Annotated in this window: 18 protein-coding genes; 14 read left to right on the forward strand and 4 right to left on the reverse strand. The window is 54.1% G+C overall.

Going from position 1 to position 15,657, the window contains the following annotated elements:
- The first annotated feature begins 38 nt into the window (after positions 1-38).
- From NBE99_RS12410 to NBE99_RS12425, 4 genes are read left to right on the forward strand one after another with little or no spacing between them, the layout of a single operon-like run.
- The gene (locus NBE99_RS12410) at positions 39-800 is read left to right on the forward strand and encodes a DUF4382 domain-containing protein (RefSeq protein WP_250682358.1); all 762 of its coding nucleotides are present in this window, start codon (positions 39-41) and stop codon (positions 798-800) included.
- On the forward strand, positions 797-1,276 hold the full coding sequence (locus NBE99_RS12415) for a DUF4198 domain-containing protein (RefSeq protein ID WP_250682359.1): 480 nt from the start codon (positions 797-799) through the stop codon (positions 1,274-1,276). The genes NBE99_RS12410 and NBE99_RS12415 overlap by 4 nt, the downstream gene beginning before the upstream one ends.
- Entirely contained in the window at positions 1,276-1,962 is a 687-nt protein-coding gene (gene cbiM / locus NBE99_RS12420; protein ID WP_250682360.1) for a cobalt transporter CbiM, read from the forward strand. Before NBE99_RS12415 ends, cbiM begins: the two co-directional genes overlap by 1 nt.
- On the forward strand, positions 1,925-2,854 hold the full coding sequence (locus NBE99_RS12425; protein WP_250682361.1) for an AEC family transporter: 930 nt from the start codon (positions 1,925-1,927) through the stop codon (positions 2,852-2,854). Before cbiM ends, NBE99_RS12425 begins: the two co-directional genes overlap by 38 nt.
- Positions 2,855-2,868: 14 nt before the next feature.
- On the opposite strand, the gene petM is transcribed toward NBE99_RS12425, so the two are convergent.
- Positions 2,869-2,970 carry a cytochrome b6-f complex subunit PetM gene (petM, locus tag NBE99_RS12430; RefSeq protein ID WP_011057256.1) on the reverse strand — a complete coding sequence of 34 codons (102 nt, stop codon included), beginning with the start codon at positions 2,968-2,970 and terminating at the stop codon, positions 2,869-2,871.
- A 51-nt stretch (positions 2,971-3,021) separates the two neighbouring features.
- Entirely contained in the window at positions 3,022-3,384 is a 363-nt protein-coding gene (locus tag NBE99_RS12435) for a hypothetical protein (protein ID WP_250682362.1), read from the reverse strand.
- Between the two features lie 114 nt (positions 3,385-3,498).
- Here NBE99_RS12435 and bchD point away from each other — a divergent pair, with 114 nt between their 5' ends.
- Positions 3,499-5,502, forward strand: coding sequence for a magnesium chelatase ATPase subunit D (gene bchD / locus NBE99_RS12440; protein ID WP_250682363.1), 2,004 nt, complete (start codon positions 3,499-3,501; stop codon positions 5,500-5,502).
- 67 nt (positions 5,503-5,569) lie between these two features.
- Here the strand turns inward: bchD and groL are convergent, their stop codons facing one another.
- On the reverse strand, positions 5,570-7,201 hold the full coding sequence (gene groL, locus NBE99_RS12445) for a chaperonin GroEL (protein WP_250682364.1): 1,632 nt from the start codon (positions 7,199-7,201) through the stop codon (positions 5,570-5,572).
- Between the two features lie 173 nt (positions 7,202-7,374).
- Here groL and NBE99_RS12450 point away from each other — a divergent pair, with 173 nt between their 5' ends.
- The 9 genes from NBE99_RS12450 to fni all read left to right on the forward strand — a co-directional run bounded on the left by NBE99_RS12450 (position 7,375) and on the right by fni (position 14,877).
- Entirely contained in the window at positions 7,375-7,998 is a 624-nt protein-coding gene (locus tag NBE99_RS12450) for a CAP domain-containing protein (RefSeq protein WP_250682365.1), read from the forward strand.
- A gap of 45 nt (positions 7,999-8,043) precedes the next feature.
- Positions 8,044-8,289, forward strand: a complete 246-nt coding sequence (locus tag NBE99_RS12455) for a chlororespiratory reduction protein 7 (RefSeq protein WP_250682366.1) — start codon at positions 8,044-8,046, stop codon at positions 8,287-8,289.
- Positions 8,290-8,468: 179 nt separating this feature from the next.
- Entirely contained in the window at positions 8,469-8,939 is a 471-nt protein-coding gene (locus NBE99_RS12460; RefSeq protein WP_315897344.1) for an SRPBCC family protein, read from the forward strand.
- Positions 8,940-8,958: 19 nt separating this feature from the next.
- Complete coding sequence (gene argB / locus NBE99_RS12465; protein ID WP_250682368.1) at positions 8,959-9,846, forward strand: acetylglutamate kinase; 888 nt, start codon at positions 8,959-8,961, stop codon at positions 9,844-9,846.
- A 68-nt stretch (positions 9,847-9,914) separates the two neighbouring features.
- Positions 9,915-10,253: a hypothetical protein gene (locus NBE99_RS12470; RefSeq protein ID WP_250682369.1), complete on the forward strand. Its 339-nt coding sequence runs from the start codon at positions 9,915-9,917 to the stop codon at positions 10,251-10,253.
- A 117-nt stretch (positions 10,254-10,370) separates the two neighbouring features.
- Entirely contained in the window at positions 10,371-11,672 is a 1,302-nt protein-coding gene (gene ctpC / locus NBE99_RS12475) for a carboxyl-terminal processing protease CtpC (protein WP_250682370.1), read from the forward strand.
- A 23-nt stretch (positions 11,673-11,695) separates the two neighbouring features.
- Entirely contained in the window at positions 11,696-12,586 is an 891-nt protein-coding gene (locus NBE99_RS12480; RefSeq protein WP_250682371.1) for a cation diffusion facilitator family transporter, read from the forward strand.
- Positions 12,587-12,642: 56 nt separating this feature from the next.
- The gene (locus NBE99_RS12485) at positions 12,643-13,779 is read left to right on the forward strand and encodes a geranylgeranyl reductase family protein (RefSeq protein ID WP_250683737.1); all 1,137 of its coding nucleotides are present in this window, start codon (positions 12,643-12,645) and stop codon (positions 13,777-13,779) included.
- A gap of 69 nt (positions 13,780-13,848) precedes the next feature.
- Positions 13,849-14,877 (forward strand): type 2 isopentenyl-diphosphate Delta-isomerase, encoded by a 1,029-nt coding sequence (gene fni / locus NBE99_RS12490; protein WP_250682372.1) that lies wholly within the window; start codon positions 13,849-13,851, stop codon positions 14,875-14,877.
- Here fni and NBE99_RS12495 read toward each other — a convergent pair.
- Positions 14,874-15,584: a DUF2232 domain-containing protein gene (locus NBE99_RS12495; RefSeq protein WP_250682373.1), complete on the reverse strand. Its 711-nt coding sequence runs from the start codon at positions 15,582-15,584 to the stop codon at positions 14,874-14,876. The two genes, fni and NBE99_RS12495, sit on opposite strands and share 4 nt — an antisense overlap.
- Positions 15,585-15,657: the final 73 nt, after the last annotated feature.

Consider the following 15,657-nt stretch of genomic DNA (forward strand, 5'->3'; position numbering starts at 1 on the left):
TGTGGCTTTTTTTGGCCTGATCAGTCGTGATCAAAGGAATGAATCTGTACCGACGTTTAGGGATAGTCACGATTTTCAGTACAGTGCTACTGGTCAGTTGTGCCCCCGCCTCGCAAAAGGGCACTCTCCAGCTCTATGCCAATGGTGAAGAGCGCTTGCAAACGGGATGGACAACCAAAGATGGCTGGAAGCTCCAGTTTGACCATGTCTATTTGACGTTGGGCACGGTGACTGCCTATCAAACCAATCCACCTTTTGATCCTGAGACGGGCGATCGCCCCGCAAGTGAAGTGACGGTTGTGTTTAGCGATGCGATGACGGTGGATTTGGTGAGTGATCAGCGTCCCCTTGTGGGCAGTGCTGAGGCGGCGGTGGGTCACTTCAACGCTCTTCAATGGCAGACGGTAGCGCCCAGTTTACAACTGGTGGGAACAGCCCAGCGGGGCAATGTCACTCTCCCCTTTGACATTACATTGAATCAGCCCTTGGAATTTGTCTGTGGCGACTACATTGGTGACGAACGCAAGGGCATTGTCGCAGCCAATAGCGCTGCTGATGTAGAGATCACGCTGCATTTTGACCATCTTTTTGGTGACGGCGCTGAACCGGCAACCGCCGAGATCAATCGAGATGCGGTGGGCTTTGACCCCTTTGCCGCGATTGCCACCCCTGCGGGAGTCACGCTTGATTGGACAGGATTACAGCAAAAACTTAGCCCCAAAGACTTTGAAACCCTGCGCAAAGCCCTCAGTAGTCTGGGGCATGTGGGCGAAGGGCACTGTCGGGAGGTTTCCTCATGAAGACTGTTTTAGCAACTGTCGTCACCCTAGGACTGGTGGTTCCCAAAGCCCTTGCCCATGGCGTGGATTTGCGCTATCAACCCCAACAGGTTATTCGCATCACCGCTCGGTACGATAGTGGTCAACCCATGGCCGACGCGAGGGTGCAGGTCTTTGCCCCCGATCGCCCCCAAACCCCAGCAATGACGGGAACGACCAATGCCCAAGGGGAGTTTCAATTTGTGCCCGATCGCCCCGGTCAGTGGCAGGTACAGGTACGTCAAGCCGGCCATGGTGGATTGCTGACCATTCCGGTAGCCACCTCTGGCCAAGGAACGACTGAAGCAGCAATTGCCGTTGCGCCAAAGACGCCGGCAACGGTTTCCCTAAGTCAATACACCCCTGCTCAAATCACTGTCATGGTCTTGGCGGTGCTCTGGGGTGCCATTGGTACTGCTTGCTTTGCGTGGTCGCGACGGCGAGTCCAGGTGGAGTAATGCACATTCCCGATGGTTTGGTATCCCCCCTGTGGTGTGGACTGGGCTACGCCGGTACGGGCGGTCTGCTGTGGTGGTCTTGCCGACGTTTGCAACGGGCGACCGGAGATACTCTAGCGATCGTCCCCCGTTTGGCTTTGTTAACAGCGGCTTTTTTTACTGCTTCCGCGGTTTATATCCCGGTGCCCCCCGCCAGTGTCCATCTCATGTTCCTTGGCAGTCTGGGGATTCTTTTGGGGGAAGGAGCAATGATAGCCGTGGTGGTGGGATTATTGCTACAGGCAGTGATGTTTGGTCATGGCGGCTTGACCACCCTAGGTCTCAATGCTCTGATCATGGGGATTCCTGCGCTCCTTGCCGCTGCTGTTTTTCGGGGGCTGTGGCATCGCTGTCCACCAAGGGGGCGATCGCTCTTTGGATGGGTCTTGGGGGCTGGGGTTGTGCTGTTGGCCGTGCTCCTATTTAGCGCAATCGTTATCCTAAGCTTGCCAGCAACCATAGGTGAACAGCGGGAGTGGCTAGCGCTGACGGCAATTGTCATTGCCCATCTGCCCCTTGCTATGTTGGAGGGAGTGGTTACGGCCTCACTGCTGGTCTTTTTGGCCAAGGTCAAGCCGGAATTCCTGTTCCAAGGCGTGTCCCTTTCCCGTGAAGAGTCTCCTTACCCTACTGCCGACCCTCACTGAACTCTACGGATTAATCTTTCTGTGCATGGGCATTGGCTATGGCAGTAGTCGCTTTTTGCCACCAACGACGGGGGCTTGGCTAGCGCAAGGGTTGTTCTGGGTGGGGACGCCCCTAACGGCATTTAGTTTTATTGTCACGACCACGATTACGGGTCACAGTCCATTGGCTCCTCTGTTGGCTTGGCTAGGGATGGGGATCGGCGTCAGCTTGGCATGGCTCTGGTTACAGCAATATCCCGCTCACACGCGGCAGGAGCAGGGCACTTTTCTCTTGGCAACCATGGTGGGCAACACGGGTTTTATTGGCTTTCCCATTACTTGGCGACTGCTGGGGCAGGAGCACTTTAGCTGGGGGTTGTTTTTTGATCTGATGGGAACGCTGCTCATTTCCTATAGTGCTGGCATTGGCGTGGCGGCGAGTTTTGGCGATCGCGTTATCTCGCTATCAAAGCTCCTTTGGCACATTGGTCGTAATCCAACGCTTTGGTGTGTGGGCTTAGGACTGCTGCTGCGACAACATCCCCTACCGGCGATCGCCCAACAGGGACTTCTGACCTTGGCATGGTTAATGGTGATTGCTGGCCTCATCTATATGGGGATCTGCCTTGGGGAAGCCCCCCTCAAGCTCCAATGGCAGCGGATGATTCCCTGTCTGACCATTAAGATGCTCTTGGTTCCACTGCTGCTAGGAATAGGGTTAACCCTGATCGGGGTCACAGGGCCGCCGCGCCTAGGAATGGTGCTGCAAGCAGGGATGCCCCCCGCCTTTATGACGCTGATCTTGGCGGATGTTTATCACTTAGACCGCGCCTTTGCCGCCAGCTTAATTTTGACTAGTCTTTTTGCCTTGATTCTTTTGTTGCCCCTGTGGCTGGTGCTCTTTGCCGGCTAGGGGCATTTGGTGGCTTAATCATCCGGGGTCAAGCGCAACAGCAGGTAGCCTGCGCCTAAACCAACCAAAACCAGCGTAAACGTAATTACCGCAGTATTGAAAATCTCTTCTGCCATAGGGCGGCCTCAGCTAACAAGAACCCATTTTAACCAATTTGGCTCATTTGCTTACCACGGCTCCAAAACAGGTTCCCGCAGCAGCTCATGGGTACCACGATTCACGGTCAAGAAGATCCCGCGGGGTGTTTTGGTCAATAGATACGTGTACTCGCCATTGACGGCCTCGAAGTAATAACCTTGGGGACTCCAATCCCGCAGGGGCAGCCGAATCGATAGGCGTGGATCCTGCTTGTGTCGCGCCATGTAATAGGCGGGGCGATCGCCTCCACAGATATTCACCCAATAGCTACGGGTCTCCGTGGCCACAAAGGTACTCTCATAGGAGCGACAGGAGAGGGGACGTGCCAATGCCGCCAGCGGTGTCAGGATCAAAAGAGTCACAGCAGCAATTGTCTGCCCAAGATATTTCATCAGTAGGCTTTCCTATGGGTTTCTAACTCCAGTCTAGCTAAGGAGGCGGGAAAGGGTTTCCACCCTCGGTAAGATAGATGATGACGACTGCTGTTTACCTTTAACAGGGATTCAATGACGCTCGCGATCGCCCCCTTTCCCATCACTGCCATCATTGGCCAAGAGGCTATTAAACTGGCGCTGTTGTTGGCCGCTGTTGATCCCGGTTTGGGCGGGGTGATCATTGCGGGGCGGCGGGGGACTGCCAAATCCGTCCTTGCGCGGGGTATTCATGCCCTATTGCCCCCCATTGAAGTCATTGATCAGGGAGAGATTCCAGTACCGATCATTGCCAACCCCGACCCCGAACGCCCCCAAGACTGGGATAGCCGCTTGCAGGCTTGGCGCCAAAGCCATCCCGATGTCGAGTTGACCACCAAAGTCATTCCAGCCCCCTTTGTGCAAATTCCCCTTGGCGTCACGGAGGATCGCCTCTTGGGAGCTGTGGATGTGAGTCAATCGGTGCAGCGGGGCGAAGCGGTCTTTCAGCCCGGCCTATTGGCGGCAGCCCACCGGGGGGTGCTCTATGTGGATGAAATCAATCTCTTGGATGAGCAATTGGCCAATGTCCTGATGGCGGTACTGAGTGCTGGCCGCAACCAAATTGAACGGGAGGGGATTAGTCTAGATCACCCTTGTCGTCCCTTTTTAATTGCCACATTTAACCCCGACGAGGGGGAAGTGCCACCCCATCTGCTGGATCGGTTTGCGATCGCCCTATCGGCGGATACGGTTCTGGGCTTAGATGAGCGGGTTGCAGCGGTGGATCATGCCACCCAATTTGCTGATTCGCCCCAAGCCTTTTTGCAGCAGTACGATGCTGAGCTAGAGGATCTGCGCACCCAAATTATTCTGGCGCGGGAATGGCTCAAGGAGGTGAAAATTCAACGGCAGCAAATTGCCTATCTCGTCACCGAAGCCCTACGGGGCGGTGTTCAAGGTCATCGAGCAGAACTCTTTGCAGTGCGGGTGGCCAAAGCCCATGCTGCCCTGAATGGCCGCAGCGAAGTCAATGCCGAAGATCTACGCCGCGCTGTTGAACTGGTGATTGTGCCGCGCGCCACCCAACTGGAACCGCCGCCAGATCAACCGCCCCCACCGCCACCCCCCCCAGAGAATCAGCAGTCTGACCCCGAAGAGGAAGCCGATGAGCCAGAGACGCCACCGAAAGAACAGCAGGAGACGCCACCCATTCCTGAGGAATTTGTTTTTGAGGCTGATGGTACAGTCTTGGATGAGTCGGTGCTCTACTTTGCCCAACTAACCCAACGCCAAGGGAAATCGGGGAGTCGCAGCCTGATTTATTCCCAAGATCGCGGTCGCTATATCCGCCCCATTCTGCCCCGTGGCCGAGGGGGTCGAATTGCGGTGGATGCCACCCTGCGCAGCGCTGCTCCCTACCAAAAATCCCGTCGCCTGCGCCAACCCCAACGCCGCGTCATTGTTGAAAACAGGGATCTGCGAATTAAACGTCTGGTACGCAAGGCGGGTGCCTTGATTATTTTTGTGGTCGATGCCTCTGGCTCAATGGCACTAAACCGTATGAACTCCGCCAAGGGGGCAGTTCTCCGCCTATTGACCCAAGCCTATCAAAACCGTGACATGGTGGCCCTCATTCCCTTTCGTGGTGAGCAGGCAGAGGTGCTTCTACCGCCCACTCGATCCATTGAAGCGGCACGGCGGCGCCTTGAAACGCTGCCCTGTGGGGGTGGCTCTCCCCTTGCCCACGGCCTCACCCAAGCGGTGCGAGTAGGCTTGAATGCCCGTCAAAGTGGTGAAATTGGTCAGGTGATGATTGTGGCCATTACCGATGGTCGGGGCAATATCCCCCTGAGCCGCTCCCTTGGGGAAACCATACTGCCAGAGACCAAGCCCGATATCAAAGCAGAGATACTGGAAATTGCCGCTAAAATTCAAGCCTTGGGTCTCAAGCTCTTGGTGATTGATACCGAGAATAAGTTTGTCTCCACAGGCATGGGCAAGGAATTGGCACGGCAAGCCGGTGGCAAGTATTACCATCTGCCCAAAGCCACGGATCAGGCGATCGCCCAAGTAACCCAGAATGCCCTGCAATTTTAGACACCAATAAAAAACTCTCCCCCCAGTTAGAGAGGAGAGAAAATAGCAAACTATTAGGGTAGTGAGCCTACATCATGCCGCCCATGCCCCCCATACCCCCATCCGCAGGGGCTGCGGGTTTCGGTTTCGGTTTTTCGACCACAAGAGCTTCAGTGGTGAGAACCATGCCGGCGATCGAACCGGCATTTTGCAGCGCAGAGCGAACCACTTTGGCGGGGTCAATAATACCAGCACTGACCAAGTCTTCATAGGTGCCGGTTGCGGCATTAAAGCCATAGTTAAAGTCACCGGCACGGACATTCTCCACGACCACGGCTCCTTCGACACCAGCATTGTCAGCAATTTGAGCTACCGGCGCTGCCAAGGCACTAGCAACAATGCGGGCACCGGTCTGTTCCTCAGGACTGAGGCTAGGCAGCAGGGCATCAATTCGACTGGCCAAGTGAAGCAAGGTCACACCACCGCCGGGGACGATCCCTTCAGCCACTGCCGCTTTGGTGGCATTGAGGGCATCTTCAAGGCGGAGTTTGCGATCCTTCAATTCCGTTTCGGTGGCAGCCCCCACTTTGATCACTGCCACACCGCCCACGAGCTTGGCAATGCGCTCTTGCAGCTTTTCTTTATCGTATTCGGAGTCGGTTTCGGCCAACTGCTTCTTGAGCTGTTCGACACGCTTTTGAATATCGGCTTTATTGCCTTTCTCCGACACAAGGGTGGTCGTGTCTTTGGTGACGGTGACGGAGGCGGCTTCTCCTAGCATGGTGATTTCCACATCATCTAGGGTCAGTCCCACTTCCTCAGAAATGACTTGACCGCCCGTGAGAATGGCAATGTCTTGGAGCATCGCTTTACGGCGTTCGCCAAAGGCCGGAGCTTTCACGGCAACAACATTGAGGACGCCCCGCAGTTTATTCACCACCAGTGTGGCCAAGGCTTCGCCTTCCACATCTTCAGCAATGATCACGAGGGGACGACCACTGCGAGCCACTCTTTCTAGGGTGGGAATCAGGTCTTGGATGCTGGTAATTTTTTTGTCCGTCAGGAGCAGATAGGCATTGTTGAGTTGGACAATCATCCGCTCTGGATCAGTGACAAAGTAGGGGGAGATGTAGCCGCGATCAAACTGCATCCCCTCGACAATGTCCATTTCTGTATTCAGGGATTTCGATTCTTCAATGGTGATCACGCCATCTTTGCCCACTTTGGCCATGGCTTCACCAATCATGGCTCCCACTTCGGGGTCATTACCGGCTGAGACACTCGCTACTTGGGCAATCATGTCCCCTTCAACGGGTTTGGCCACTTCGGCAATGCCCTCAACAATGGTTTTGATCGCTTTTTCCATGCCGCGTTTGAGGGCAATGGGGTTGGCGCCGGCAGCCACGTTTTTCATGCCTTCACGGATCAGGGCTTGGGCAAGGAGGGTAGCAGTGGTTGTGCCATCGCCGACGACATCATTGGTTTTGGCGGCCACTTCCCGAATCAGTTGGGCGCCGGTATTTTCGTAGGCATCTTCCAGTTCGATTTCCTTGGCGATCGTTACACCATCGTTGACAATTTGCGGTGCGCCATACTTTTTCTCAAGCACCACGTTGCGCCCTTTGGGGCCAAGGGTAATTTTCACGGCATCGGCAAGGGCATTAATTCCGCGTTCGAGCGATCGCCGGGACTCTTCATGAAATGCGACTAATTTTGCCATGGGTGGCTATCCTTTAGTAACTTGGAGGTAATGATTGAGGGACTGCAAACTTGGCAGACTTCAAGCCATTGTTCACAATACTGTGGAAAACAAGCTGAGGGCAATGGCAGAAAATGTAGGGGATTCCGCACTTGCTCGCGTACACTGACAATAGATGAACAATCTTCTCAGCCATGGCTGGCCGCCACCTCAATCAGCAGCGCCTACAGATCTTCTTGTACGTTACCGTAATGCTCGGCATTGCCCTTGCAGCAGCCAAGGAGTATTCTTACTTGAACAACGGCCAAGGGGGGCAAGACTGGCAAATTGGTGCTCCCCAAGTGGATGTCATTGCTGCTCAGCCGAAACGCTCCCTTGCGGAAATACGGGTCTTTGCCCTGCAATTGGTGAATCGCGATCGCCAGCTCAATAGCCTGCCGCCCCTTGTTGCCGATGAGTTACTTACAGAGGCCGCACAACGACATGCTGAGGATATGCTCAAGCGCCAGTATTTCAGCCATGTCAATCCAGAAGGGGAATCGCCAATGGATCGCTTTATCGCTCTAGGCGGTCGCGGTGGGGTGGGTGAAAATCTCATGGAGCAGAAAGGCACCCCCGGATTGGTGCTCAACTATAAGCTGATTGAGCGCTTCCAAAAAGGCTGGATGTCCAGTGAGGGGCATCGCCAAAATATTCTTCATCCTGAATTTACCCGTTTTGGTTTTGGGATTGCTGTGAACCCAGCACGGGGAAACGTATATGCTGTCCAGATGTTTGCGCTCCCCCCCAGTAAGAGGGGAGCCTTGGTGGAGAAATAGAAGAAATGTCAATCTAGATAGAGGTAACGCTCGCAACACTTAATCATGTTTACAGAAGAGATGTACGTTGTCCTCGAATCCACTGCCAGCGATGAGACATTTCTCACGCCGATGGAGCTACAGGCCAAGCTGGTGGAGTATTTAACAGGAACCGATGTTTCCCTAACGCCGGATCTGCTTGCTTTGCCCGATGTGGAAAGTCGTGCCCACTACCTCATGACAACGGGTTGTGAACTGCAATTACCCAATGGTGGCTACCTTCAGTGGTATGCCGTGCGTTTAGAAAAATAATCGTTACAGAGGGTTACGAAACTCCTGCTCGGAAAATTCCGTTCTAATATAGATAAGGCTCTTGGATCAATAAAGGGTTCAGACGATTATTTATTCTTTCGTGGTATCCAAATCGTCAGGAATAGCAGGGTAACGAGACTGTGGCCGATCGCCGTCGTCAACAAAAGAAAAAACAGCAAATGACCTACAGTTGGCTGTTGGCAGGCACCTATCAAGCCCTTAGCTCTGCATCGGTGGATTTGATCTGGCGCAAAGTGGTGAATTTGGCCGATGTGTCGTGGCATCCTTTGATTTTGCGCACGAATGTGCCCTACGGACTTGTACCCAAGCCAGGGTTTATTTTCCAAGCCATGACCCGTTGGATTCCGTGGCCGATTCAGATTTTTGTCGAACGGGTATCACCGGGGAAACTGTTGAGTATACGCATTTTGGTCTTGCCGGGGGTAGAGGAACGGGTGACCTATCGTTTAGAATCAACGGTCTGTGGGAGTCAGATTTCCTGCTCCGTGATGTTGCGGGGCTGGCTGGCGCCGCTGATTTGGTCGCTGATTCGTGATTATGCGGCAGTGTTGGCTGCCCGTCTGGCGATCGCTGCTGAAAAGGAACCCCCCTCTGCGAAGCCCCCCATTGACCCCTGTTTAGGTTTTTAGCCTGACGAGAGAGACTTCTATGCTCAGCGATAGCGATCGCGTTCGTGTTCTCAGTGAAGCCCTGCCTTATCTCCAGGCCTTTGCCGGACGGACATTTGTGGTCAAATACGGCGGCGCCGCTATGAAGGAGGAACACCTCAAAGATTCCGTGATTCGCGATATTGTCTTTCTCTCCTATGTGGGGATTCGCCCGGTGGTTGTCCACGGCGGTGGCCCTGAAATCAATACGTGGCTGGGCAAACTCAACATCGAGCCACAATTCAAAAATGGGTTGCGTGTCACCGATGCAGCCACGATGGATGTGGTGGAGATGGTTTTGGTGGGTCGGGTCAACAAGGAAATTGTGACGCTGATCAATCGGGCAGGCGGACAAGCGGTCGGGCTGTGTGGCAAAGATGGCAATTTGATTCGCGCTCGTGCCCAAGGGGAAGAGAGCATTGGCTTTGTGGGTGAAGTACAGGGAGTGGATACCCGTGTGATCAGCGCCCTTGTGGACAAAGGGTACATTCCCGTCATCTCCAGTGTGGCTGCTGATGAGAGAGGGCAAGCCTACAACATCAATGCCGATACAGTTGCTGGCGAGATTGCAGCGGCCTTGGGGGCTGAGAAGCTGATTTTACTGACGGATACCGCAGGCATTTTGCGGGATTATCGTGATCCCAGTACCCTCATTTATCGCCTTGATATTGCCGAAGCCCGCCGATTAATTAAAGAGGGGGTTGTCTCTGGCGGGATGATTCCTAAGGTCACCTGTTGCGTGCGATCGCTTGCTCAGGGGGTCAAGGCAGCGCACATTATTGATGGCCGGGTGCCCCACGCCCTATTACTGGAAATTTTTACCGATTCGGGGATTGGCTCAATGCTCGTGGGTTCCAATGCAGCCTACGATCGCGCCTTTACTGATTGAAACTTTTTGCATGAAAAAGGGCGTCCTAGGGTATGACAAGGAGGTTTTAGCGTAAGCGCCTATTACTTATGAAATTATTCTCTTTAATCCTAATTAGTAGCGGCTTAGCCACTAGCCTGACACTGCCAGCAGGTGCCCTTCCCCAACCCTATCCCCAAGTGGCGGTGAGTAGTTTCATGGGGACGTGTATTGAGCGTGGCCGGCGATCGGCGCCCCTTGTCCCCCGTTCAATGATGAATAACATTTGTCAGTGCTCTATTAACTACCTACAACAGCGGGTGAGCTACGCCGACTTTCAGACCCTTGATCCCAATGGTGGTCAACCCCAGTCACCTCGCCAGCAGCAAGCACAGCGGGTTCTGGACGAGAGTGTCAGCTACTGCATTCGCCAGCAACTGGGGATTTAGGCACTTTTTGAGCCTGCTGAGCGTCGGAAAACTTAGCTTGCGATCGCCAACGGCCAAGGCAAGTCTTTGTGCTAGATTGGGCGTAGGCTAAAGGATCGACAATTTAGGACGAATCATATGGGAATCACACACCGCACGCTCGTTGTCAGTACGACAGTCGTCATGACGGCATTGGTGGCTGTCACGGGTGCGGGTCTGCACTGGTCCCGTAGTTTAGCGGGTTTTCGCCAAAGTCCTAAGGAACTGGTGGATGAAGTGTGGCAGGTCATTGACCGTGAGTACGTGGATGCCACCTTCAATGGCAATGACTGGCGTGCCGTGCGGCGGGAATTTCTCTCGCGGAACTACACCAAACCCGAGGATGCTTACAAAGCGGCACGGGAAATGCTCGAGAAGCTCAATGACCCCTACACCCGCTTTATGGATCCGGAGCAGTTTCGCTCCATGCAAATTGAAACCTCTGGTGAACTCACGGGGGTAGGCATCACCATTACCCAAGACGAAAAGACCAAAGAAATCACGGTGGTTTCCCCCATTGAAGGGAGTCCAGCCGCTGAGATGGGTCTAATGGCCAAGGATGTGATCCTAAAAATTGACGGCAAATCCACTAAGGGCATGGATCTCAACCAAGCCGTCAGCATGATCCGTGGCCCTGTGAATACAAAGGTGCGCTTAACCATCCAGCGGGGCGATCAAATCTTGAACTACGAGATCACCCGTGCCCGCATTGAAATTCATCCCGTTCGCCACAGTTTGCGCCAAACCCCCCAGGGCCCTGTTGGCTATATTCGTCTTGTCACCTTTAGCTCCAATGCGGCGGCGGAAATGCGCGCAGCCATTCGCGATCTAGAGAAGCAAGGCGTCGAAGGCTATATTCTAGATTTGCGCTCCAACCCGGGGGGACTGCTCTTTGCCAGTGCCGAAATTGCCCGTATGTTTCTACCACAGGGAGATATTGTCTCCACGGTCAACCGCCAAGGGGAAGCAGAGCGCTTACGCGCGGGTCGTGGTTTCTTGACCAGTAAACCCCTGGTGGTGCTGATTGATGGCGGGTCTGCAAGTGCCAGTGAAATCTTAGCGGGTGCTCTCCAGGATAATAACCGCGCAGTATTGGTGGGAACCCGCACCTTTGGGAAAGGCTTGGTGCAGTCCGTGCAGCCGGTAGGTGAAGGGGCAGGCATTGCGGTGACGATCGCCAAATACTTTACCCCCAGTGGCCGCGATATTAACAAGAAGGGCATTGAACCCGATATTGAAGTTACCCTCACTGAGCAGCAGCGCCAACAACTGACTCGCGATGACATTGCCACCGATCGCGATCCTCAATTTACACGAGCGTTAGCGGTTCTCAATGAACGCATCCTAGCAGAGCGACGCAACACCCAATCAGCGCGTCCCCCCCAGACAGCTAATCCTTAAGTTCACTCAGTTAGGTAATCACCGTGGCCGACCACCGCCGACAAGCCCAATGGGTATTGCTCTTGGTGCTAGGGGTCAATGTTGCCCTGACCGTCATTAAGGCGGTTGTCGGGGTTCTCAGTCATTCCCTCAGTTTGCAGGCTGATGCCCTACATAGTCTGACCGATGCCGGTAGTAGCATCTTGGGCTTAGTGGCCATGCAGTGGGCGAATCCCCATCCCGATCGCGACCATCCCTACGGCCACCAAAAGTTTGAAGCTTTGGGCGCATTGGGGATTGCCGCCTTCTTGGGCATGGTGTGCTTTGAGATATTACAAAGTGCGGTTGAGCGCCTGCTGCATAAAAGCAGTGCGGTGACGATTACAGGGGCAGAACTATGGATTGTGATCCTCGTTCTTGGCATGAATATTGGCCTTACCCTCTATGAGCACCACATGGGGCACAAGCTCAATAATTCGGTTTTGATTGCTGATGCCAAGCATACCCTGAGTGATGTTTGGACCACGATTATTGTTCTCTTGGGGCTGATTGGGGTTTGGACGTTCAACTGGGATTGGTTAGATGTGGTGCTGGCATTTCCAGTTGCGGCTCTCGTCTTTTGGAGTGCTTGGGAAGTCCTCAAGCATAACATTCCTTGGTTGGTGGATGAGGTGGCGATCGCCCCAGAAGCGATTCATGAACTGGTGATGACAGTGCCAGGGGTGGTCAATTGCCACGACATTAGCTCGCGGGGCATAGTGGGACGCCAAGTATTTATTGAGATGCACCTTATCGTCGAGGCCGAAGATATTCCCACTGCCCATGACATTACTGAGCAAATTGAAGCCCTGCTGCAAGACCGCTATGGACCGGCTCGCATTGTCATCCAGGTTGAACCGCCGAACTACGAATCCAGTCAGATCAGCTTCTCGTAGGTGATTTCTGCTATTTTTTGAGCATCTGCGCAGAGCAACTGAGGAGTGACCCTGTGGTGTACGACTGTATTGTTGTTGGTTCAGGCCCTGCGGGCGGGGCAGCTGCCTATCACTTGGCCAAGCGAGGCCATCAGGTGTTGGTTCTGGAAAAGGAAAGCTTGCCCCGCTACAAGCCCTGTGGGGGGGGTGTGTCGCCCCAAGTGCAAGCTTGGTTTGACTTTGACTTTAGTCCGGCTATCTCCCTGAAGCTGACGCAAATGGTCTGTACATGGCAGGGTGGAGAGGCACAAGTACTGGAACTGCCCCCAGAGCAAGCCGTTTGGATGGTGCGCCGAGACGTGTTTGATTATTTTCTGATTCAGCAGGCGCAGCAACAGGGGGCACAAGTAGAGGCTCAAACCCCAGTCACAGGTCTGACCTGGGGGGGCGATCGCTGGCGGGTGCATACGCCCAAGGGGGATTTCACAGCGCAGTATCTCATTGGCTGTGATGGTGCCAAAGGTTCAATGGCCAAGTGGTTGGGATTCGAGCATCGTCAGCAGCGTATAGGAGCAGCCATTGAGGTTGAAGCAGCCATGCCCAATCATTCCCTGAGGGCAGCCCACTTTGACTTTGGTCGCATTCACAATGGCTACATTTGGAACTTTCCTAAACGGGATGGCTACTCGATTGGCGTGGGCACATTTTCCCTAGAGCGCAAACAAAATCTTCGGGCGATCGGGACAGCGTATGCTGAAACCTTTGGGGTTGATTTCAGTCAAGTCAAGGTCTACGGCCACCCCCTCTATTGTTGGCAGCGGCACCAGCGCCTGCATACCCAAAATGCTCTCATTGCCGGGGAAGCCGCCTGTATTGTTGATCCGTTTACTGCCGAAGGCATTCGTCCCTCGCTGTTGACTGGGATGTTGGCCGCCCAAGCCATTGATCGCGCCCTCAATGGAGATTCAGAAGCGTTGGCAAGTTACTCGCGTCAAGTGCAGCAGGAATGGGGAGCCGATATGGTTTGGGCAAAACGTCTTGCCACTCTTTTTTATCAGATGCCCCACACTGCCTATGAAGTGGCCATCAAACGTCCCAGTGCCCTGCGACGCATGGGTCAAATTCTCTGTGGTCAGCTCCGCTATCGCGATGCAGCGGCCAATGGCCTGAAATTGTTGGCGACAGGGTTAAGATTGCCCACCGTTCTCCGCTAAGCAGCGCAAAAACCATCAGAGCCTTGCCTCCTATAATGTTGGTGCAGCCCAACTTTAGGAACACGAGTGGTGAGCAGTCCCATTGAGCAGCGCAAGGCCGAGCACCTCCAGCTTTGTATTGAGGGCGATGTCAGTAATCAGGAAATTACAACCGGTTTCGAGAAGTATCACTTTCGCCATTGTGCCCTGCCCGAACTGGACTTTGCCGAGATTGATCTGACTGTCGAGTTTTTGGGCTGGCGACTTGCCGCTCCCCTGCTGATTTCCTCCATGACGGGTGGTACACCCGAAGCGGGAGACATCAATCGCCGTTTAGCACGGGTGGCGCAGCACAAGGGAATTGCCATGGGCGTCGGTTCCCAACGAGTGCTGTTGGAGCATCCAGAGGTGGCGACAACGTTTGCCATTCGTCAAGAGGCACCCACCATTCCCCTCTTGGCCAATCTTGGCGCAGTGCAGTTGAACTATGGCTGTGGCGTCACTGAATGCCAAAGGATTATCGATCTTCTAGAGGCGAATGCCCTGATTTTGCACCTCAATCCCCTGCAAGAGGCTGTCCAAACGGGGGGCGATCGCAACTTTAAGGGACTGTTAACCAAAATTGGCGTTCTCTGTCGTGCCCTACCGGTGCCTGTGATTGTGAAGGAAGTGGGCAATGGTATCAGTGCCGATGTGGCCAAGCAACTCGTGGAGGTGGGTGTGGCAGCCATTGATGTGGCGGGGGCGGGGGGCACCTCCTGGGCAAAAGTAGAAGCGGCGCGTGCCCAAGATGCCCGTCAACAGTATCTCGGAGAGGCCTTTGCCGAATGGGGTATTCCTACGGCTCAGTCCCTTGAGCAAATTCATACTGCTCTGCCAAATACCCCTCTAATTGCTTCTGGCGGGCTTAAAAATGGTCTTGATGTGGCCAAGGCGATCGCCCTTGGCGCCGGCCTCGCAGGGTTAGCGCGACCCTTTTTGCAGGCAGCCCATCAATCAGAGGATACACTCGCCCAACGCATTAACTTTATCCTTGAGGAATTAAAAACGACGCTGTTTTGTACCGGCAGTGCCACCCCCCAAGCCCTCTATCAGCGCCGTTGTCTCGAAAGGATCTAGCGGGGGTCTTCAAGGATCGTGCGCAGCCACGGGGGCGGATCTGGAATCGGATTGCCCAATCGCTCCAACAGTGTCCATGCCAAAATATGCACCACTAAGGCATAAACCGTGGACTGGAAAAAGACAAGTAGCAGTGCCACAACTTGGATCAGAGTCACCGTTGTCTCCAGCAGCAAATTTAGATTGACCAGTACCCAATCAATAAAATTCGTGACCTGCTGATTGAAGTAAATCCAGAGGTTTTCCCCAAGCAGAATGGATACAAGACTAATCTGAAAGAAAAATCCTGCGGTGCCAATCACTGCGCCACTGAAGATGGAGCGTCCCCAGCCTTCTTTTTTGGCCCAACAGCCGCCAAAAATGACCCCCATAATGCCGTGGGGCAAGAGAAATTGCAGACTGCGGGGTGGCCCCATCAACACAGAAAGGAGCAGCGCACTGACAATGGCCGCTATCCAAGCGGCGCGGCGGTTCCAGCGTAAATAAACCAACGCAATGGGAATAGGAAAAAACAGGCGCAAGACTGGACCAATGGGTAAATAAAAGTTAATCACCCACAGCAGGGCAGCGGTACTGGCAAGGAAGGCCGTTTCCGTAATGACAAGGGTACGCTGAATTTGCGATCGCCCCAAGCTTTGGGACTGCTCAGGGGGCACCATTGCTTCTACATCGGGAAAATCGTCTTCTAGGGAATCCGTCGGGTTCATTCTAGGTCATTGACCCTCAATCTTTCCTAATCACTTTAGCAAGCGTCGCCGCCAGCCCTCAAACTGGACAGAG

Origin of the sequence: Thermosynechococcus sp. HN-54 (assembly GCF_023650955.1) — a bacterium.
GTDB lineage: Bacteria > Cyanobacteriota > Cyanobacteriia > Thermosynechococcales > Thermosynechococcaceae > Thermosynechococcus.